The organism is Paractinoplanes hotanensis, assembly GCF_023717965.1.
In the GTDB taxonomy this organism is placed as follows: domain Bacteria; phylum Actinomycetota; class Actinomycetes; order Mycobacteriales; family Micromonosporaceae; genus Actinoplanes; species Actinoplanes polyasparticus.
In genome coordinates this window covers 1-18327 of the sequence record NZ_JAMQOL010000081.1, presented here as the reverse complement: position 1 = coordinate 18327, position 18327 = coordinate 1, and the positions used below count along the sequence as shown (strand labels likewise).

Annotated in this window: 17 protein-coding genes; 6 read left to right on the top strand and 11 right to left on the bottom strand. The window is 69.2% G+C overall.

What is annotated here, in order from left to right; all coding sequences use genetic code 11:
• The first annotated feature begins 1 nt into the window (after position 1).
• From narH to LXN57_RS48475, 4 genes are read left to right on the top strand one after another with little or no spacing between them, the layout of a single operon-like run.
• Positions 2-1651, top strand: a complete 1650-nt coding sequence (gene narH / locus LXN57_RS44770) for a nitrate reductase subunit beta (RefSeq protein WP_251804411.1) — start codon at positions 2-4, stop codon at positions 1649-1651.
• Complete coding sequence (gene narJ, locus LXN57_RS44765) at positions 1648-2343, top strand: nitrate reductase molybdenum cofactor assembly chaperone (RefSeq protein ID WP_251804410.1); 696 nt, start codon at positions 1648-1650, stop codon at positions 2341-2343. Before narH ends, narJ begins: the two co-directional genes overlap by 4 nt.
• Entirely contained in the window at positions 2340-3068 is a 729-nt protein-coding gene (narI, locus tag LXN57_RS44760) for a respiratory nitrate reductase subunit gamma (RefSeq protein WP_251804409.1), read from the top strand. Before narJ ends, narI begins: the two co-directional genes overlap by 4 nt.
• Complete coding sequence (locus LXN57_RS48475) at positions 3065-3586, top strand: CBS domain-containing protein (protein WP_369077308.1); 522 nt, start codon at positions 3065-3067, stop codon at positions 3584-3586. Before narI ends, LXN57_RS48475 begins: the two co-directional genes overlap by 4 nt.
• Here the strand turns inward: LXN57_RS48475 and LXN57_RS44755 are convergent.
• The 3 genes from LXN57_RS44755 to LXN57_RS48110 form a co-directional block, all read right to left on the bottom strand.
• The gene (locus LXN57_RS44755) at positions 3520-4290 is read right to left on the bottom strand and encodes an MIP/aquaporin family protein (RefSeq protein ID WP_251804408.1); all 771 of its coding nucleotides are present in this window, start codon (positions 4288-4290) and stop codon (positions 3520-3522) included. The two genes, LXN57_RS48475 and LXN57_RS44755, sit on opposite strands and share 67 nt — an antisense overlap.
• A gap of 154 nt (positions 4291-4444) precedes the next feature.
• Entirely contained in the window at positions 4445-5371 is a 927-nt protein-coding gene (locus LXN57_RS44750) for a hypothetical protein (protein WP_251804407.1), read from the bottom strand.
• A 71-nt stretch (positions 5372-5442) separates the two neighbouring features.
• Complete coding sequence (locus LXN57_RS48110; RefSeq protein WP_285904753.1) at positions 5443-5574, bottom strand: hypothetical protein; 132 nt, start codon at positions 5572-5574, stop codon at positions 5443-5445.
• Positions 5575-5934: 360 nt separating this feature from the next.
• On the opposite strand from LXN57_RS48110, the gene LXN57_RS44745 reads away from it, so the two are divergent.
• On the top strand, positions 5935-6504 hold the full coding sequence (locus LXN57_RS44745) for a chemotaxis protein CheB (RefSeq protein WP_251804406.1): 570 nt from the start codon (positions 5935-5937) through the stop codon (positions 6502-6504).
• Positions 6505-6605: 101 nt separating this feature from the next.
• Here LXN57_RS44745 and LXN57_RS44740 read toward each other — a convergent pair whose 3' ends face one another.
• The 7 genes from LXN57_RS44740 to LXN57_RS44710 form a co-directional block, all read right to left on the bottom strand.
• Positions 6606-9005, bottom strand: coding sequence for a phosphoketolase family protein (locus LXN57_RS44740; protein WP_251804405.1), 2400 nt, complete (start codon positions 9003-9005; stop codon positions 6606-6608).
• A 144-nt stretch (positions 9006-9149) separates the two neighbouring features.
• Entirely contained in the window at positions 9150-9836 is a 687-nt protein-coding gene (locus LXN57_RS44735) for a CBS domain-containing protein (RefSeq protein WP_251804404.1), read from the bottom strand.
• A gap of 216 nt (positions 9837-10052) precedes the next feature.
• A complete protein-coding gene (gene cydC, locus LXN57_RS44730) occupies positions 10053-11711 on the bottom strand; it encodes a thiol reductant ABC exporter subunit CydC (protein WP_251804403.1) in 1659 nt (552 codons plus the stop codon).
• Positions 11711-13399, bottom strand: a complete 1689-nt coding sequence (gene cydD, locus LXN57_RS44725) for a thiol reductant ABC exporter subunit CydD (protein ID WP_251804402.1) — start codon at positions 13397-13399, stop codon at positions 11711-11713. Before cydD ends, cydC begins: the two co-directional genes overlap by 1 nt.
• Positions 13396-14391 carry a cytochrome d ubiquinol oxidase subunit II gene (gene cydB, locus LXN57_RS44720; RefSeq protein WP_251804401.1) on the bottom strand — a complete coding sequence of 332 codons (996 nt, stop codon included), beginning with the start codon at positions 14389-14391 and terminating at the stop codon, positions 13396-13398. The genes cydD and cydB overlap by 4 nt, the downstream gene beginning before the upstream one ends.
• Positions 14392-14410: 19 nt before the next feature.
• Positions 14411-15805 carry a cytochrome ubiquinol oxidase subunit I gene (locus LXN57_RS44715; RefSeq protein ID WP_251804400.1) on the bottom strand — a complete coding sequence of 465 codons (1395 nt, stop codon included), beginning with the start codon at positions 15803-15805 and terminating at the stop codon, positions 14411-14413.
• Between the two features lie 146 nt (positions 15806-15951).
• The gene (locus LXN57_RS44710) at positions 15952-16596 is read right to left on the bottom strand and encodes a response regulator (RefSeq protein ID WP_251804399.1); all 645 of its coding nucleotides are present in this window, start codon (positions 16594-16596) and stop codon (positions 15952-15954) included.
• A 175-nt stretch (positions 16597-16771) separates the two neighbouring features.
• Here LXN57_RS44710 and LXN57_RS44705 point away from each other — a divergent pair, with 175 nt between their 5' ends.
• Positions 16772-17770: an Acg family FMN-binding oxidoreductase gene (locus LXN57_RS44705; RefSeq protein ID WP_251804398.1), complete on the top strand. Its 999-nt coding sequence runs from the start codon at positions 16772-16774 to the stop codon at positions 17768-17770.
• 26 nt (positions 17771-17796) lie between these two features.
• Here LXN57_RS44705 and LXN57_RS44700 read toward each other — a convergent pair whose 3' ends face one another.
• A complete protein-coding gene (locus tag LXN57_RS44700) occupies positions 17797-18090 on the bottom strand; it encodes a hypothetical protein (RefSeq protein WP_251804397.1) in 294 nt (97 codons plus the stop codon).
• Positions 18091-18327: the final 237 nt, after the last annotated feature.

The following is an 18327-nucleotide window of genomic DNA, read 5'->3' as shown; positions in this document are numbered from 1 at the left end:
CATGCGCGTCATGGCCCAGATGGCGATGGTGATGAACCTCGACAAGTGCATCGGCTGCCACACCTGCTCGGTGACGTGCAAACAGGCGTGGACCAACCGCACCGGCACCGAGTACATCTGGTTCAACAACGTGGAGACCCGTCCCGGCCTCGGCTACCCCCGGACCTATGAGGATCAGGAGAAGTGGAAAGGCGGCTGGAAGCTCAACAACCGCGGCAGACTGGTGCTCAAGGGCGGCGGGCGGTTCAAGAAGCTCCTCACCATCTTCTCCAACCCTAAGCTGCCCTCCATCGAGGAGTACTACGAACCATGGACGTATGACTACTCCACACTCACCGACGCCCCCGCTCAGGAGCACACGCCGGTCGCCCGCCCGAAGTCGCTGATCTCGGGCAAGGACATGAAGATCGAGTGGTCGGCCAACTGGGACGATGACCTCGGCGGATCCACCGCGACCGCCCACCGTGACCCGATGCTGCAGAAGATCAGCGACAAGGTGAGGTTCGAGTTCGAGCAGACCTTCATGTTCTACCTGCCGCGGATCTGCGAGCACTGCCTCAACCCGTCGTGCGCGGCGTCGTGTCCCAGCGGGGCGATCTACAAGCGTGCGGAGGACGGTGTCGTCCTGGTCGATCAGGACAGGTGCCGGGGCTGGCGGATGTGCGTGTCCGGCTGCCCGTACAAGAAGATCTACTTCAACCACAAAACCGGCAAGGCCGAGAAATGTACGTTCTGCTTCCCGCGGATCGAGGTCGGCCTGCCCACCGTCTGCTCCGAGACCTGCGTCGGCCGGCTGCGCTACATCGGCCTGATGCTCTACGACGCCGACAAGGTCCTCGAGGCGGCGTCGGCCGAGGACGACCACGGCCTCTACGAGGCGCAACGCGAGGTCTTCCTGGACCCGTCCGACCCCGACGTCATCCGGGAAGCGGAGAAGGCAGGTATCGCCCGCGACTGGATCGAGGCCGCACAGCGCTCCCCGATCTACACCCTGATCAACACCTACAAGGTCGCACTGCCGCTGCACCCGGAATACCGCACGATGCCGATGGTCTGGTACATCCCACCGCTCTCACCCGTGGTGGACGTCGTCCAGGAGACCGGCGAGGACGCCGAGGACAAGGGCAACCTGTTCGCGGCGATCGACGCCCTGCGCATCCCCATCGAATACCTCGCCGAACTCTTCACCGCGGGCGATGTCGGACCGGTCGACGCCGTACTCAAGAAGCTGGCCGCCATGCGCTGCTACATGCGCGACATCAACATGGGCCGCGACCCGGACGGCGCCATCCCCGCCGCGGTCGGGATGAGCGAAGAGCAAATGTACGACATGTACCGGCTGCTGGCGATCGCCAAGTACGACGAGCGCTACGTCATCCCGCCGGCGCACGCCGAGCAGGCCCACTCCTTGGAGGAACTGGCGACCGAGTGTTCGGTCTCCGCGTACGGCGGCGGGCAGCAGGACCTCTTCGGCGAGGGCTCCGGCGCACCGACACCGATCGCCGTCGAGAACTTCCAGATGCTCCAGGACCGTCAGACAGCCGACACGCTCGCTTCGCCCGTCGACAAGGAAACCCGCGTCAACCTGCTGAACTGGGACGGCAAGGGCTCACCGGCCGGGCTCTTCCCGCCGAGAAAGAAAGACTCATGAGTCGTCGACCGAACGCCGGCCTCGCCCGGCACGAGCTGACAATCGTCTGGCAGTCGGTATCACTGCTGCTCGACTACCCCGACTCCGAGATGCTGGCGCGCCTGGACGTGATCCGGGGTGCCTCTCAGCACTTGCCGGTGGCCATCGGGGACTCGATCCGCGGATTCGCCGACCACCTGGAGCGGACCCCCCTGCCTCAGTTGCAGGCCGAGTACGTCGAGACGTTCGACAACCGTCGCCGATGCAACCTGTTCCTGACCTACTTCGCCCACGGCGACACCCGTAAGCGAGGGCTGGCCCTGCTGCGGTTCAAGCAGACCTACCTCAGCGCCGGCTACGAGCTCGCCGACACGGAGCTGCCCGATCACCTCTGCGTGGTGCTCGAGTTCGCGGCAACAGTGGACCAGCAGCTGGGTCGGGGCCTGATCCTCGATCACCGAGCGGGGCTCGAACTGCTGCGCGTCTCGCTCGCCGACCTGTCCTCTCCGTGGGCGGCCCTCATCGACGCGGTCTCTGCGACCCTGCCGGCCCTGCGAGGCGACGAGCGAGACGCCGTACGCCGTCTCGCCGCCGAAGGCCCCCCGGAAGAGGAAGTGGGACTGGCGCCGTTCGCCGCCCCGCAGTTCAGCCCCGGCGCCGCACCGAAACCGATCCCCTTGTCCATGCCGTCCTTCCCAGGAGCACGCCGATGAACGCGTTCCTCTTCGTCGTGGTGCCCTACATCTGCCTGACGACCTTCGTCGTCGGGCACCTGTGGCGCTACCGCTACGACAAGTTCGGGTGGACCACCCGATCGAGCCAGCTCTACGAGAACCGGCTGCTGCGCATCGGGAGCCCGCTGTTCCACTTCGGGATGCTCGGAGTCGTCGGCGGCCACATCATCGGGCTCCTCGTACCACAGTCGTGGACCGACGCCGTCGGGATCAGCGAACACAGCTACCACGTGGTGGCTGTCACGGGCGGTCTGCTCGCCGGCGTCGCCGCGCTGGCCGGCATGGTGATCCTGATCTACCGCCGCCGCACGGTCGGTCCCGTCTTCTCCGCGACCACCCGGATGGACAAAGTGATGTATGCGTTCCTCGCCGTCGTGATCGCGCTCGGCATGTGGAACACGATCGCCGGCTCGATCATGACCATCGGCGGTGAGTACAACTACCGTGAGGGCGTCTCGGTCTGGTACCGCTCCTTCCTGGCCTTCCAGCCGGATGCCAGCTTGATGGCGAGAGCCCCGCTGGGATTCCAGCTGCACGCCCTGTTCGCGTTCGGACTCTTCGCACTGTGGCCGTTCACCCGGCTCGTCCACGTGTTCAGCGCACCCGTCGGTTACCTGACCCGCCCCTACATCGTCTATCGCACCCGCGACGAACAACTGGGCAGCCACCGACCGCGACGCGGCTGGGACCGAATCTCCCAATGAATCCCCGGACACACCCGCCTGGCACCAAGGAACGCGGCGTTGACCTCTACGGCACCTCCGAGACAACAGTCCGCGACGTCATGCTCCGGCATCCGAAGACACTCCCTGTCGACGCCTCGATCATGCAAGCGCGAGCAGCCTTGGACAACGACCATGTGCACCTGGTGCTGTTGACCGAGGGCAGCAGACTCGCCGGAACCTTGGCGCGGACCGACCTCCCGCCACCGGGAACCATCGGTCCCGCACTGGCCTGGTCGACGCTCATGGACCGTACGGTGTCACCGGACACTCCGACGGCTGTCGTGTACGGCCTGCTGATCAGCCGCGGAATCCGACGCATGGCCGTAGTCACCGCAGACGGATCGCTGCTCGGCCTGATGTGCCTCAAACAACGCAGAACAGGATTCTGCTCGGACGCCGACGTCGCAGCCCGCTCACGAGACCATCCAAATCAGGGGGACGTGGTCCCGACCGTGGCGGGACCGAAGTCCCGAGTCCGCGGGATCAGAAGGCGATGAGCGACCCAGCCGGTGAGCATCGCGCCGGCCACCGGGGCGAGCAGATAGACGGCGAGCAGGTGGACTTCGCCCGAGAACAACGCGGGCCCCAACTGCCGTGCCGGGTTGGCGGAGCCTCCGGTGAGTGTGCCCAGAAGCGCACCTTGAAGGCCGAAGAGACCACCGACGAGCCACGCCGCCGGCCATCCCGGTCGGCGAGCTGTCATCCAGCACATCACGCCCACGATCACCATCAGGGTCGCTGCCTCGGCGACAGCGACGGAGGCACCGGTCCAGCCGGGTCCGGGCTGCACGACCGTCCACCGAACGGGCCGACCGGAAAGCGGAGATCCCCAGACGATCCTGGCGAGCACGGCGGCGGCGATCGACCCCGCGGTCTGGGCCAGGAGATAGGGCAGAACGCGCCGGCCCGGGAACGAGCCGGCCGCGTACAGGCCCAAAGTGATCGCCGGATTCATGTGGGCGCCGCTGAACCGTCCCGGAGGGGAGCAAGCGAAACCGACGATGACGAAACCGATGATTACCGACACCACGGCCACCCTCATCGACAGCTCACGTGCGGTGGCGGTCGCCGGCATGGTGCCGACGACCCACCGGACGAGGCTGAAGACGGTGGCCATGAATGCTGTGGTGAGGGCGAACTCGACCGCAGCGGAACGGGTGTCCTCCGCGTCGGGCCGCATCGTCAGGGACGCGATCTCCATGATTCGAGCATCATGCGGAGATCAAGTTGTCAGCAGAGTCGAAAGTCCTGACACCGGTAGGCAGGGGCGAAAGCCTCACCCGCCTGGGCAGATACGCCACCGCGGATTCGGTTGCCTACCACAGTTTCCCCGCCGCCATCAGAGAAGCCGAAGGTCAGCGCAGCAGGCGCCCCAAGGACGCGCCGGTGATCGCCGAGGTCACGGCAGCCATCAACAGACCTCCGGCGGCCCCGATCACCACGACTGAAGTGATCGACTGCCCGGGCTGCCACAGCGGCGTGGCGAAGCCGAGGAAGACGCCGAGGCCGGCAAGCCAGGCGCCGGCCGTGGTCGCGATCCAGCTTGCCGAGCGCGGGAGGACTGTGCGCAGAACGAGCCACTGAGCCGTACCGATGGATGCCAGCAGCGCCGAGCCCAAAATCAGTCCGGCAATGATGACCACCGCGGCCGGTAGATCGGCCCAGTGGCCGGCGAGCGCGGAGGGCAGCATTCCGATCGCGTACGCCAGGACGGCGCCGACGGCAGTTGCCGCCACCCATCTGCGCATCGCGATTCGCGGCAGCACATACCGGAGTACGGTGGCCTGAGCGAGGCCGAGCATCGTTCCTTCCACGGCACCCGCTGCCAGGATCGCCACGAATGCGGCGGCAACCGGCGCTTGGGCCGTGAGCGCGCCGGCGACGGCGGGAACGGCGAAGCCGGCGAACTCGCCCGCTGTCACGGTCGCGAACCACCGCAGAAACAGCGGCCTGCCACGAAGGTTCAACGAGATGCGGGCATCGCAGCGCAGGTCCACCAGAATCGCGTTGTCCGCCACCGCTGTCCGGGGAAATCGGCGGCGGTAGAGGGACGCGGCTCCGCCGTTCGCCGGACTGACTTCGCCGATGGCGGGATGCCATCTGCCATCCAGCCACACGTCCGCCGCGGCGGCGTGGCGGAAATGGCGCCACCAGCGCTTGTTGTCGGCTTGACCGACGAGCACAACAAACCGCGTGGCTTCCTGCGCCGCCCGGACGGGCAGAGTGATGGTCGCGCCGGTCGCTGACACATAGCGGAGCAGGACCACGGTCCGGGGCAGCACGTGCCGGATCGGTGATCGGAGGAGCCGAACCATCGGCCCGGTGGGAGCCGCTCGGCCGATCCCCCATGTGGTCATCGATGGGTGAGACGGCGTGCGCCGGAACGGACTCCTTCGACGCCGGCGGCGACCAGGACGACCAGGATCGTGCTCGACACCGGCAACAGGATGGCGTAGCCCGCCGCGATCAGATTGCGCTTCGACATGATGGCCGTCCTTCTTCGGTGCCTGGCGTTTCCTTTCACATCCAGGAGACCGCTTCCACCACCGCGGCCGGCAGAGCCGAAGGCACACCGTCGGGAGGTCTTTCGGCACTGACGCCTCGCCCGCCGACGTCGTAGGTTCGTCTTGAGGGCTCCGACCGTTCTCCTCACTGGGAGCCGGGATGAACGTCCTCAGAAGGTTGCTGTGCACGATCGGCCTGCACACGGGGCAATGGTCCTTCCCCGGCGTCCGGTGCGAGAGCGTGCGTGTCTGCCGCCGGTGCCACGAGACGGAGAAGACGATCGCCACGACGCGCTGACGCGGCCCCGGCCGGTGCGATCACCCGCGGGCTGGAGGAACGCATGCCGAGCGACGCCGCAAGTCAGGTGCCTTACATCGTGGGTCTCGCCTGTTCCGCCGGCGGGCTCGACGCGCTGACTCGAATACTGTCCGATCTGCCGACGGACTTCCCCGCCGCCGTGGTGGTGCTGCAACACCAGCATCCGTCGTCAAGCGCGATGCTGGCGCCGCTGCTGGCCCGCCGAAGCGCCTTGCCTGTGCTCGAGGCGCGCGACTACGAGCCGATCCGCCCCGGCACCGTCGTGGTCGCCCCAGCCGGGCATCACACTCTCGTCCGACCGGATCTGCGTCTGGCCCTGATCGACTCCGGCGACCATCCGCCGTACCGGCCGTCAGCAGACCTGCTCTTCGTAAGCATGGCCCTCAGCGTCGGCAGACGAGCGGTGGCGGTGGTCCTGTCCGGCTACGGAAACGATGGCGCGACGGTTGTTGCCAGCGACGCGTCGAGCAGTGCCGTTTTTGTCATGCCGGCAGCGACCATCGCCAGGGACGAGACAGTGGACTACGTCATTCCGGTGGAGGGGATTGCCGCTGCTCTCATTGACATCACCAAGGCTGCGGCTCCCACCTGACGGATTCTGAACGAGGCGAAGACGCGTGGACGCCTCTGCGAGCGATGCAGACATCGGACGACGGCCCCGAGCCCCGGAGCCGCCGTCAGAGAACTCAGCGATCAACTCACCGTGTGGTCGAGGGACCAGTCCCGCACCTCGGGCATGTCCTCGAGGTGCTCGACCACATAGGCCTCGTGGCGCTGGAGCTGCGCCTCGCACCACGCCTTGAGGTCAGCGGCGCCGCGGGGCAGGCGGTGGGCGTTGTTGATCGCGTCCATCACGAGGTGGTAACGCGACGCCCGGTTGCGGACCGTCATGTCGAACGGGGTGGTCGTGGTGCCCTGTTCGATGAAGCCGCGCACCCGGAACCGGTCGGCGTCGGGCCGGCCGTGGACGAGCTGGTGGATGGCGCCGGGGTAGCCGTGGAAAGCGAAAACGACGTCGACGGTGTCGGTGAACAGCTCGGTGAACTGGGTCTCGCTCATGCCGTGCGGGTGGTCCTTCTGCCGGGGCAGCGTCATCAGATCGACGACGTTGACGACGCGAACCTTGAAACCGGACAGCCGGTCGCGCAGGATCTGCGCGGCGGCGACGGTTTCCATGGTGACCACGTCGCCGGCGCAGGCCAGCACGATGTCGGGATCGCTGGTGTCGTCGGCGGTGCCGGCCCACTCCCAGATCCCGGCGCCGCGGGCGCAATGCTCGATCGCCTCGTCCATGGTCAGGTACTGCAGCTGGGGCTGCTTGTCGATGACGATCAGGTTGATGTACGAGCGGGACCGGAAGCAGTGGTCGGCCACGGACAGCAGCGTGTTGGCGTCCGGTGGCAGGTAGACCCGGGCCACGTCGCCGCGCTGGGTGAGCACGTTCTGGATCAGGCCGGGCCCCTGGTGCGAGAAGCCGTTGTGGTCGTTGCGCCACGCGGTCGAGGTCAGCAGAACGTTGAAGCTGGGCACCTTCGCCCGCCAGGGCAGGTGGCTCGCCTCCTGCAACCACTTGCCGTGCTGAACGGTCTGCGAGGCACTGACCATGGCGAACGCCTCATAGGTGGCGAACATGCCGTGCCGGCCGGTCAGGTTGTATCCCTCGAGCCAGCCGTGGCAGTTGTGCTCGGACAGCACCTCCATCACCCGGCCGTCGCGGCTGATCGCCACATCGCCCGGGCCGACCCGCTCCATGAACGCCCGGTCGGAGACCTCGAAGATGGCGCCGAGCCGGTTGCTGTTGGTCTCGTCGGGGCAGAACAGCCGGAAGGTCTGCGGGTTTCGGGCGTACATGTCACGCATCATTTCGCCCAGCCGGCGAGTCGACTCGGCGTGCTCGGTCGCCGGCTGCGTCACCTGGACGGCGTAGTCGCGGAAGTCGGGCAGGTCGAGGGCGCGGGTGAGCAGGCCGCCGTTGGCGTGCGGGCTGGCACTCATCCGCAAGTCGCCTTCGGGCGTCTGTTCGCGGATCAGAGTGGTGGGTGCTCCGGTGGCGTCGAACAGTTCCTCGGGACGGTACGACTTGAGCCACTGCTCGAGCATTGCCAGATGCTCAGGGTTGTCCCGGACACCGGACAGCGGGACCTGGTGCGACCGCCACGTTCCCGACACACGCACACCGTCGACCTCCTCCGGTCCGGTCCAGCCCTTCGGCGAACGAAGCACGATCAGCGGCCAGACCGGCCGGGTTCCGTCCCAATCGCCCTCGCGAGCGGAGGTCTGGATGTCGCGGATGCGCCCCCACGCCTGGGCGAGGGCGGCGGCGAATCGGAAATGCATACCGGGCAGGTCCTCGCCGGAGACCTCGATGACGTCGTAGCCGTGGCCACGGAACAACTCCTGTACCTCGTCGGCGTGCTTGCGGCCCAGAACGGTGGGGCCGGAGATCTTGGCGCCGTTGAGGTGCAGGATCGGCAGCACCGCGCCGTCGCGAGCCGGGTTGATGAACGAGACGCCTTTCCAGGAGCCTTCGAGCGGACCGGTCTCGGCCTCGCCGTCGCCGACCACGGCGATCGCGAGCAGGTCGGGGTTGTCCATGACCGCGCCGAACGCGTGCACCAGCACGTAGCCGAGTTCGCCGCCCTCGTGGATGGAGCCGGGGGTGGTGACCGAGACGTGGCTGGGAATGCCGCCGGGGCTGGAGAACTGCCGGAACAGCTTCTGCATGCCCTCCTCGTCCTGGCTGATTCGGGGGTAGATTTCCGAGTACGTGCCTTCCAGGTACCCGGCGGCGACCAGTGCCGGGCCGCCGTGGCCCGGCCCGGCCAGGTAGATCGCCTGCTGGCCGGTGTGCCGGATCAGCCGCGACACGTGGGCGTAGATGAGCGACAGGCCGGGGCTGGTGCCCCAGTGTCCGAGCAGCCGGGGCTTGATGTGCTCCGCGGACAGCGCCTCGCGCAGCAGCGGGTTCGCCTTGAGGTAGATCTGGCCGATGGTGAGGTAGTTGGCGGCTCGCCACCAGGCGTCGAGGCGGGCGAGTTCGGCCTCGTCGGGTTCGGCCAGGGTCTTCAGCAGCTCGGGCACAACCGCGGTCACGGCGATTCCTTTCAGCGGATCTTCATCGTCGGATCGACCGTATGGCGGCGGTCATGGTCGACCCTAGGGCCGGAAGCCGCGGCCGACGGGACTTTCGGCCCCCTCTGGCGCTGGCCCGGTGGCGGACGGGTCCCGCACGATCGGTCAGGCGACGTAGAAGACGCCGGCGCCGGTGGTGTCGGTGTCCTCGAAGGCCACCTCGAGCCGGTCGACCACCTGGACCACACCGGGCACCTGCCGCGTGAGCCGGAGCGCGAGGTTGGCGGTCGAGCGACGGTCGATCTGCCCGGTCAGCGTCACGATACCGCCGGAGACGGCGACACCGATCCGGTCAGCTCCCTCGTGCAGCAGCGCGTCGAAGACGTCCTTGCTGACATTCGAGCTGATGTCGTCGTCCGGCCGCAGATGGACCTTGAGCAGGTCACCGCGGGTGACGATGCCGATCAACCGGCCCAGGTCGTCGACGACCGGCAACCGCTTGACGTTTTCGGCGTCCATGAGCCGCGCCGCGGCCGCGATGGGTGTTTCACTGAGCACCACGACCGGTGGGCTGCTCATCAGGTCGGCCGCAGTGCCCGCGTACGCCTTGGCGCGCTCCCCCCGGCGCCGGCGACCCTCGAAGAACCTGGGCGCTTCCGCACCCGCGTACTCGATCTTGCGAAGGAGGTCCGCTTCGGAGATGACACCGGTGACATGCTGGAAGTCGTCGACTACTGGAACAGCGCTGAAGCGGCGACCGATCAGCAGGTCGACCACCTCACGGTAGGAAGCGGCCGGCCGAACTGACACAACCGCCTTGGTCATCACATCGTCCACTTTCCACGCTGCCATGTCAGCCTCCTCGCTGGTCGCCTCCGAAGCTAGGAGCTCTGAACGCCTACGGTCAGGGCCGAAAGACCCGGCGGCGACATGCCGACGACCCGTCCAGCAAGCTTGCTGGTGCCGGCGAGTTTCTCGTCCTGACCACGCGGCGCGGGCCGAGCCGCCCGGCCACAAGCATGTCGAGCACCGTCGGCGGACGCCGCATGCGCTTTGCCGAAACACTTCTCACGCCGGGACCGGGGCCGGCTTGCGACTCAGGTCGACCACCTCGTCGACCCGAGCGGCGATGTCGGTGCGGTGGGTGATGATCAGGACCGTCCGGTCAGCGGCGGCGACTAGCAGATCGTCGAGGAGCGCGGTCGCGGACCGATCGTCGAGGTGCTCGGTCGGTTCGTCGAGGATGAGCAGCCGGAAGTCGGCCAGCAAGGCCCGGGCCAGCGCGAGGCGGCGGCGCTGGCCGCCGGACAGCTCCCGTCCGTGCTCGCCGATCAGCGTCTCGAGCCCGTCGGGCAGGGTGTCGATCCAGTCCAGCAAGCGTGCCTGCGCGAGGACGCCGCGCAGCTGCTCGTCGGTGGCGTCCGGCTGGGCGACGCGCAGGTTGGCCGCGATGGTGGTGTCGAACAGGTAGGCGTCCTCGGGCAGGTAGCCCACGATCTGCCGGACCCGCTCGGGCGCGAGCCGGCGCAGGTCGATGCCGTCGAGGGTGACCCGCCCGGCGGTGGGGTCGAGGAAGCGGACCAGCAGCGCCGCCACGGTGCTCTTGCCGCTGCCGCTGGGACCGACCAGTGCGACTCGGGCGCCGGGCCGCACCTCGAGGTCGACGCCGTGCAGCACGGTGCGGCCCGGCGTCCAGGCGGCGTCGACCGCCTCGAGGCGCAGCGTGTGCGGGCCGTCCGGGACGTCGACCGGTGCGGGTGGGGCGGTGACCGGCGCCGGTGTGGACAGCACGTCGGCCAGCCTGCGCAGCGAGGCCCGGGCGGCCGCGAACTGTTGCGCCGCAGCGGGCAGGACGGCGGCCGTCTCGAACACTGCGAGCGGGGTCAGCACGACGACGGCCAGCAGCTCGCCGGAGAGGGCGCCGGAGCGGACCGCGACCGCGCCGGCGGCGAGACCGACGAGCAGGCAGATGCCGGTGGCCAGCGCGGTGACGGCGGCGGACACGCCGGCCAGGGCGCTGGAGCGCAGCTCGGCCCGGCGCAGTTTCGCATCGGACTCGGCCAGCCCGGCGAGCCGGCTGCCGGCTGCGCCGTACGCGAGCAGGTCCGGCAGTCCGTGCACCAGGTCGACGGCGCCGGCGGCCAGTTCGGCGCGCAGCGGCGCCCGGTGCCCGTCGGCGAGGCGGGCGGCACGGGACTGCAGCACCGGCACGACGGCGCCGACCAGCAGCAGCCCACCGGCGAGCGCCACTCCCGCTGCCGGCGAGTACGCACCGACCAGCAGCACCGAGCCGAGGCCGACGAGGGCGGCGACCGCATACGGCAGCAGCACCCTGGTCAGCATGTCGAGCACGGCGTCCACGTCGGCGGCCAGCCGTTGGGCGAGGTCGGCGTGGCGGTAGCCGGCGAGCCCGGCCGGGGCCAGCTCGGCCAGCCGGGCGAAGACGCGGGCCCGCAGCCGCCCGAGGACGCGCAGGGCGGCGTCGTGCCCGGCGAGCCGTTCGGCGTAGCGCAGAACGCCGCGGCTGAGCCCGAAGGCGCGCACCGCGACGATGGCGACCATCAGGTGCAGCACCGGCGGGTGCAGGGCGGCGCGGGAGATCAGCCACGCGGAGACGGCCATCAGGCCGACCGCCGCGCCGGCCGCGCCGGTTCCGGCCAGGACGGCCAGCACCAGTCCCCCGGCGGCGGGCGACGCCGCGGTCCGCAGCAACCGGATCCAGCTCATCAGGCACCCACTGGCTGCGGGACCAGGTCGACGACGCGGTCGGCCAGCGCGATCAGTTCCGGACGGTGCGCGGCGATGACGACCGTACGGCCGCGGGCGAGACGTCGGATGGCGGCCATCACCTCGTCGGCGGTACCGGCATCCAGGTTGGCGGTCGGTTCGTCGAGCAGCACGATCGGGGCGTCGCGCAGGAACGCGCGCGCCAGGGCGATCCGCTGTCGCTGTCCGGCCGAGAGCCCGGCGCCGTCGTCGCCCAGCGCGGCGTCGTAGCCGTCCGGCAACGCGGCGATGAAGTCGTCCGCGCCGGCGAGTCGTGCCGCGGCGGACACATCGCGGCCGGGCGCGTCGGGTGACGTGCCGGTGAAGCACTGCGCGAACGCCGTAGGCGGTTCGGGCACGCGCATCGGCGACCGGCCGAGGGCGATGTTGTCGCGGATGCTGCCGGCGAACAGATAGGGCCGCTGCGGCACCCACGCGATCGTGGACCGCCAAGCGGCCGGATCGACGCCGGCCAGGTCCACGCCGCCGACGGTGACCCGGCCCCGGTCCGGGGCGACGAAGCCGAGCAGGACGTCGAGCGCGGTGGACTTGCCACACCCGCTCGGTCCGGTCAGTGCCACGACCTCACCGGGTTCGACGGTTGCGGACAGACGCAGCGCGTCCCGGTCGCGGTACCGGACCACCACGTCGTCGAACACGATCGTCCCGGTCGGCGCGGGTGCTGTCCCGCGTGCGGGCGCCGGGGTCTCGAGGATCGCGAAGGCCTCCTCGGCGGCGGCCAGCCCCTCGGCGCTGGCGTGGTAGTGCGCGCCCACCTGCCGCAGCGGCAGGTACGCCTCCGGCGCCAGGATCAGGACGAGCAGCGCGGTGGTCAGGTCGAGATGGCCGGAGACCAGGCGCAGGCCGATGCCGACCGCGACCAGCGCCACCGACAGCGTGGCCAGCAACTCGAGGACGAGCGAGGACAGGAACGCGACGCGCAGCGTTCGCATGGTGAGCCGCCGCTGCTCGGTGCTGATCCGCCGGATCGTGGCCACTTGGGCGCCGGCACGGCCGAAGATCTTGAGTGTGGTCAGGCCGGCGACCACGTCGAGGAAGTGGTGCGAGAGCCGGCTGAGCAGGCGGAACTGGCGGCGGTTGGCGGCCTCGGTGTGCAGGCCGACCAGAGCCATGAAGATCGGGATGAGGGGCAGGGTCAGCGCGATGGTCAGGGTGGCGGTCAGGTCAGCCGGCAGCAGCCGGGCCAGCACGACCGCCGGCACCAGCGCCGCGAGCACCAGCTGGGGCAGGTAGCGGGCGAAGTAGGCATCGAGGGCGTCGAGTCCCCGGGTGATCAGCGCCGTGACCGCCCCGGTGTCGCCTCCGCGGGCCGGTCCGACGGCCGCCAGGTGCGCTAGCAGGCGGCCGCGCAGCTCACTCTTGACCGCCGCGGAGGACCGGACCGCGACGGTCTCCTGTGCCCACGCGACCCCGGCCCGGCCGGCGACCACGGCGGCGAGCGCGAGCAGAGTCGGCGTCAGCATCCGCACGTCGGCGCCGTCGAGGAACACGGCGGTGATGCCGTGCGCCAGCAGGGTCGCCTGGGCGACGATCAGCGCGGCGAGCACGACCCCGAGGGCGATGGTTGCGGCCAGGTAGACGCGGGTGCTGCGCGCGTACCGCAGCAGCCGCGGGTCGAGGGGCTTCACGCGGGGATCCGCTCGACCGTGAGCCGCTTGCGGAACACCCAGTAGGTCCAGCCCTGGTAGGCCAGCACGATCGGGGTGAAGGCCACCGCCACCCAGGTCATCACCTTCAACGTGTACGGCGTGGACGACGCGTTGTCGACGGTGAGGCTGTTGGCCGCGGCGATGCTGGACGGCATTACGCCCGGGAACAGCGTCACGAACAGTCCCGCGACCGCGAGCACGAGCGTCGCGCCGGTGGCCAGGAAGGCCCAGCCTTCGCGGCGGAATCGGGTGGCGATCGCTGCTCCGGCCAGGGCGAGCGCCGCGGCCGCGAAGATCAGCCAGCCGATGACGTCGCGGTGGGTCCCCGCGGTCCAGGCCAGGAACCCGCCGGCGATCAGGATCGCCGCCGGCGCCAGCCGCTCGGCGAGCCGGCCGGCCCGCTCGCGCATCTCGCCGTCGGTCTTCAGGGCCAGGAACACCGCGCCGTGCAGCACGAACAGCGTCAGGGTGGTCAGGCCACCGAGCAACGCGTACGGGTTGAGCAGGTCGAAGAAGCCGCCGACGTACTCGTGATTCGCGTCGAGCTTCACGCCGCGCACGATGTTGCCGAAGGCCACACCCCAGAGGATCGCCGGCACCAGGCTGCCGCCGATGATGCAGAGGTCCCAGCGGCGCCGCCAGGTGTCGTCGTCGCGCTTGCCGCGGTACTCGAACGCGACGCCGCGCAGGATCAGCGCGACCAGGATGAGCAACAGCGGCAGGTAGAAGCCGGAGAACAGGGTGGCGTACCACTCCGGGAAGGCGGCGAAGGTGGCCCCGCCGGCAACCAGGAGCCACACCTCGTTGCCGTCCCAGACCGGGCCGATCGTGTTGATGAGCAGCCGGCGCTCGCGGTTGTCGCGAGCGAGGACCGGCAGCAGGATGCCGACGCCGAAGTCGAAGCCCTCGAGCAGGAAGTAGCCGGCCCAGAGGGTCGCGATGAGCGCGAACCAGACAGTCGTGAGTTCCATGTCAGAGTCTCCGTGGGCGTCAGTAGGCGAAGGCGAGGGGACGGTCTTCGGAGTCGTCGTCGCTCGCCGGTGGCAGCTCCGGAGCGCCGGCCCGGGCGTACCGGACGAAAAGCCCGACCTCGACGACGGCGAGCACTCCGTAGAGCAGGGTGAGCACGATCAACGAAGTGGCAACCGACCCGGCGCCGACCGAGGGCGAGACGCTGTCCGCGGTCTTGAAGACGCCGAAGACCGTCCACGGCTGGCGACCCATCTCGGTGAAGATCCAGCCGAACGAGTTGGCCGCCAGCGGCATGCCGATCGAGGTGATCGCGGCGAGCCACAGCCACCGGTTGGTGGGTGCCCGGCCCCGGCGGATGGCCCAGAGCGCGGCCACGGCCACGAGCATGGCGAGCCCACCGAAGCCGATCATCAGGCGGAACGACCAGTAGGTTACCGGCACATAGGGCGTGTAGTCGCCGGGACCGTACTTCTCGGCGTACTCGGCCTGCAGGTTGTTGATGCCCTCGACCTCGCCGCCCGGGCTGCCGGTCGCCATGAACGACAGCAGCGACGGGATACGCACGCTTGCCATCTCCTCGCGCCCGTCGAGCGACCCGATCGTGAAAATCGAGAAGCTCGCCGGCTTGGACGTGTCGTACAGCGCTTCGGCGGCGGCCATCTTCATCGGCTGCTGCTCGGTCATGATGCGCGCCTGCAGGTCACCGGTGATCAGCACGCCGACCCCGGCGATCAGCACCACCCAGGCGCCGAGCTTGAGGCCCGGGCGGAACACGTCCTCCTGGTTGCGGCGCTTGAGGTGCCAGGCGCTCACCGCGAGCAGCACCGCCCCGGCGGTCAGGAAGCACGCCGTGATGGTGTGCGGGAAGGTGACCAGCGTCGTGGAGTTGGTCAGCACCGCCCAGATGCTGGTGAGCTCGGCCCGGCCCGATACGGGGTTCACGGTGTAACCGACCGGGTGCTGCATCCACGAGTTGGCGGCGAGGATGAAGTACGCCGACAGCAGCGTGCCGATCGAGGCCAGCCAGATCGTGGCGAGGTGCAGGCGCTTCGGCAGGCGGTCCCAGCCGAAGATCCACAGGCCCAGGAAGGTCGACTCGAGGAAGAAGGCGAGCAGCCCCTCGATCGCCAGCGGGGCGCCGAAGACGTCGCCGACGAAGCGCGAGTAGTCGCTCCAGTTCATGCCGAACTGGAACTCCTGCACGATGCCGGTGACCACGCCCATCGCGAAGTTGATCAGGAAGAGCTTGCCCCAGAACTTGGTGGCGCGCAGGTATTGCTCCTTGCCGGTCCGCACCCAGGCGGTCTGCAGACCGGCGACGAGGGCCGACATGCCGATGGTGATCGGCACGAACAGGAAGTGGTAAACGGTGGTGATGCCGAACTGCCATCGGGCGAGGTCGAGCGCGTCCACGGGCGGATCCTTTCCACGGATGCCCCGAGTCTCGTGATCGCGCCGCCCGGTGATCAGGGCCGAAAGTCCCGTCCGGTCCTGACCGCGGTCCCGACATGGAACCGGCCGGCTCTCGTCAGAGAACCGGCCGGCACCACCCTGTCACGTCAGCCGTGCCGATCGTCACCGAGCAGTCGCGTGGCGAGCACCGCGGCCTGCGTACGCCGCTCCAGGCCGAGCTTGGCCAGCAGACTGGAGACGTAGTTCTTCACTGTCTTCTCGGCCAGGAACATGCGGCCGGCGATCTCCCGATTCGTGAGCCCCTCAGCGATGAACTCGAGAATCCTGCGTTCCTGGTCCGTCAACGACGCCAGTTCCCGGGGCTGCTCGACTCCGTGCCGGATCCGCTCGAGCACCCGCTGGGTCACCGCCGGATCGAGCAACGACTGGCCGGACGCGACCCGGCGCACCGCATCGAGCAGATCGTTGCCGCGGATCTGCTTCAGCACGTAACCCGAGGCGCCTGCCATGATCGCGGCGAACAGCGCTTCGTCGTCCTCGTACGAGGTCAGGATCAGCCCTTTGATCGTCGAGTCCACCGCCCGCACGTCTCGGCAGACGTCGATGCCGTTGCCGTCCGGCAGCCGCGCGTCGAGAATCGCCACATCGGGCCGGAGCGCGGGAATACGCGCGGTGGCCTCCTGGGCCAGCCCCGACTCGCCGATCACCTCGATGTCGCCGTCGGCCTGTAGCAGGTCGACCAGACCACGCCGAACCACCTCGTGGTCGTCGAGCAGAAAAACTCGGATCATTCCGCCTTTCTACCCTGTCCGGTCGAAGAACCCCAAGGGACCGAAGGACCCGGGCCGAAAACTGGCCGATCGGCGGCCGCGACCTGGCGAGCAACCGGCTCAGGACTTTTGGCCCTGACCGCTGCGCCTATGGCCTGCGACGGTGAAGGACCTGAGGACCTCGGAGGTGTTACCGATGACCGAATCCGCGCACGACGTGACCCGTGCTGAGGCGCGCGAGGCTCTGGAACTGGCCGCCCGGGTCTCTCTTCGAGCGCCGTCGGTGTTCAACAGCCAACCGTGGACGTGGCGCGTCACCGGCGACATCCTCGAGCTGGCGTCCGACCCGCATCGCCGTCTCGGCGTCACCGACGCTGAAGGTCGCCTCTTGTTGCTCAGTTGCGGGGGCGCCCTGCACCACGCCCGGATCGCTCTGGCCGCCGGTGGATGGCGTACCGAAGTGCAGCGCCTCCCCGACGCGCGGCGTCCGGACCTGCTCGCCACGATCCGCGTCGCCGGTCGCATCGAACCCGATCCGGCAGCGCGCGACCTCGCCTCCGCCATCAGCCGGCGGCGCACCGACCGCCGGGCGTTCGGCGAACGCCCAGTGGCCGAGCAGACGCTGACCCGCCTGCGCCGGCTCGTCGAGGCCGAGGGCGCCTACCTGCACGTGGTGCCGGACGACCGGGTGCCCGAGCTGGCCATCTCGGTCGACCTGGCAGCCGACGCCAACTACTTCGACCCGGCTCACCGCACCGAGCTCACCAACTGGACCCACCGGCCCGCCTGGACCAGTGACGGAGTGCCGCCGGCCACCGCGGTCGAGCCCGGTCTGCGTCGCGTTCCCGTGCGCAACTTCCTGCCCGACGGCTCACCCGGCCTGCTGTCCGGCGCCGACCATGACGAGGGCGCCACCTACGTCATCGTGTTCGGCACCACCGACCGGCCGGTCGATCTGTTGCGGGGCGGGGAAGCCATGTCCGCCCTCCTTCTGCGAGCAACCGTCGAAGGCTTGGCCACGGCGCCCATCAGCGAGGCGGTCGAGGTGGCCTGGCCCCGGATCCTGCTGACCCGCCTGCTGTCCGACCTGGGCGAACCGTATCTGATCGTTCGGCTGGGCTACGTCGAGTCGGAAGAACCCGTTCCGCCGTCGCCACGGCGAACACCGAACGAAGTCATTCGTATCGAGGAGTGAGGGCCGCATCGGCCGGTTGACGCCCTTCAAGCATCAGCCGGGCCGAGGTCCGGTGGAACCGCCAGAGGGTTACGGTCGTCGTCGCGGGCGGCAAGCCCTTCGACCGAGCGGCGGTACTGGGTCGGCGTGATCTCGCCTCGGACCAACTGCGCGACGAGCACTCCCTCCAGACTGTCCGGCTTGCCGAGCGGCGCAGCGACGGGCTTGGCGTCCACCGTGCCGTGCGGCCGGCGCCGCACCTTCGCGATCAGGTCGGGCACGAACAATCCGGCGAGTATGCACATCACGCTGATGACAGCCAGGATCGCGATCGGAACCAACATCCTCATCACCTCCCCGATCCATGGTCTTCGGCCGGCGCGTTGATCGGCAGGGACTTTTGACCTGCCGGTTCGGGCGCTTGGACTCAGGCGCCCGGCGTACCGAACCGGCAAGGTCGGACACACAGAAACCCTTCGAGGAGGACATCATGACCACCACTGGCCGGGGTTCGGCCGCTCACCTCGAGAAGGTCGAGGCGCCCGGCTCCATGCTCACCCACACCGCCGCACGCGCGC

Bases quoted from the DNA above. Each gene is read 5' to 3' on its own strand.
- narH (WP_251804411.1), top strand. From the start codon at position 2: ATGCGCGTCATGGCCCAGATGGCGATGGTGATGAACCTCGACAAGTGC.
- LXN57_RS48475 (WP_369077308.1), top strand. From the start codon at position 3,065: ATGAATCCCCGGACACACCCGCCTGGCACCAAGGAACGCGGCGTTGAC.
- LXN57_RS48110 (WP_285904753.1), bottom strand. From the start codon at position 5,574: ATGTCGAAGCGCAATCTGATCGCGGCGGGCTACGCCATCCTGTTGCCG.
- LXN57_RS44705 (WP_251804398.1), top strand. From the start codon at position 16,772: ATGACCGAATCCGCGCACGACGTGACCCGTGCTGAGGCGCGCGAGGCT.
- LXN57_RS44745 (WP_251804406.1), top strand. From the start codon at position 5,935: ATGCCGAGCGACGCCGCAAGTCAGGTGCCTTACATCGTGGGTCTCGCC.
- LXN57_RS44735 (WP_251804404.1), bottom strand. From the start codon at position 9,836: ATGGCAGCGTGGAAAGTGGACGATGTGATGACCAAGGCGGTTGTGTCA.
- LXN57_RS44710 (WP_251804399.1), bottom strand. From the start codon at position 16,596: ATGATCCGAGTTTTTCTGCTCGACGACCACGAGGTGGTTCGGCGTGGT.
- LXN57_RS44755 (WP_251804408.1), bottom strand. From the start codon at position 4,290: ATGGAGATCGCGTCCCTGACGATGCGGCCCGACGCGGAGGACACCCGT.
- cydC (WP_251804403.1), bottom strand. From the start codon at position 11,711: ATGAGCTGGATCCGGTTGCTGCGGACCGCGGCGTCGCCCGCCGCCGGG.
- narJ (WP_251804410.1), top strand. From the start codon at position 1,648: ATGAGTCGTCGACCGAACGCCGGCCTCGCCCGGCACGAGCTGACAATC.
- cydB (WP_251804401.1), bottom strand. From the start codon at position 14,391: ATGGAACTCACGACTGTCTGGTTCGCGCTCATCGCGACCCTCTGGGCC.
- narI (WP_251804409.1), top strand. From the start codon at position 2,340: ATGAACGCGTTCCTCTTCGTCGTGGTGCCCTACATCTGCCTGACGACC.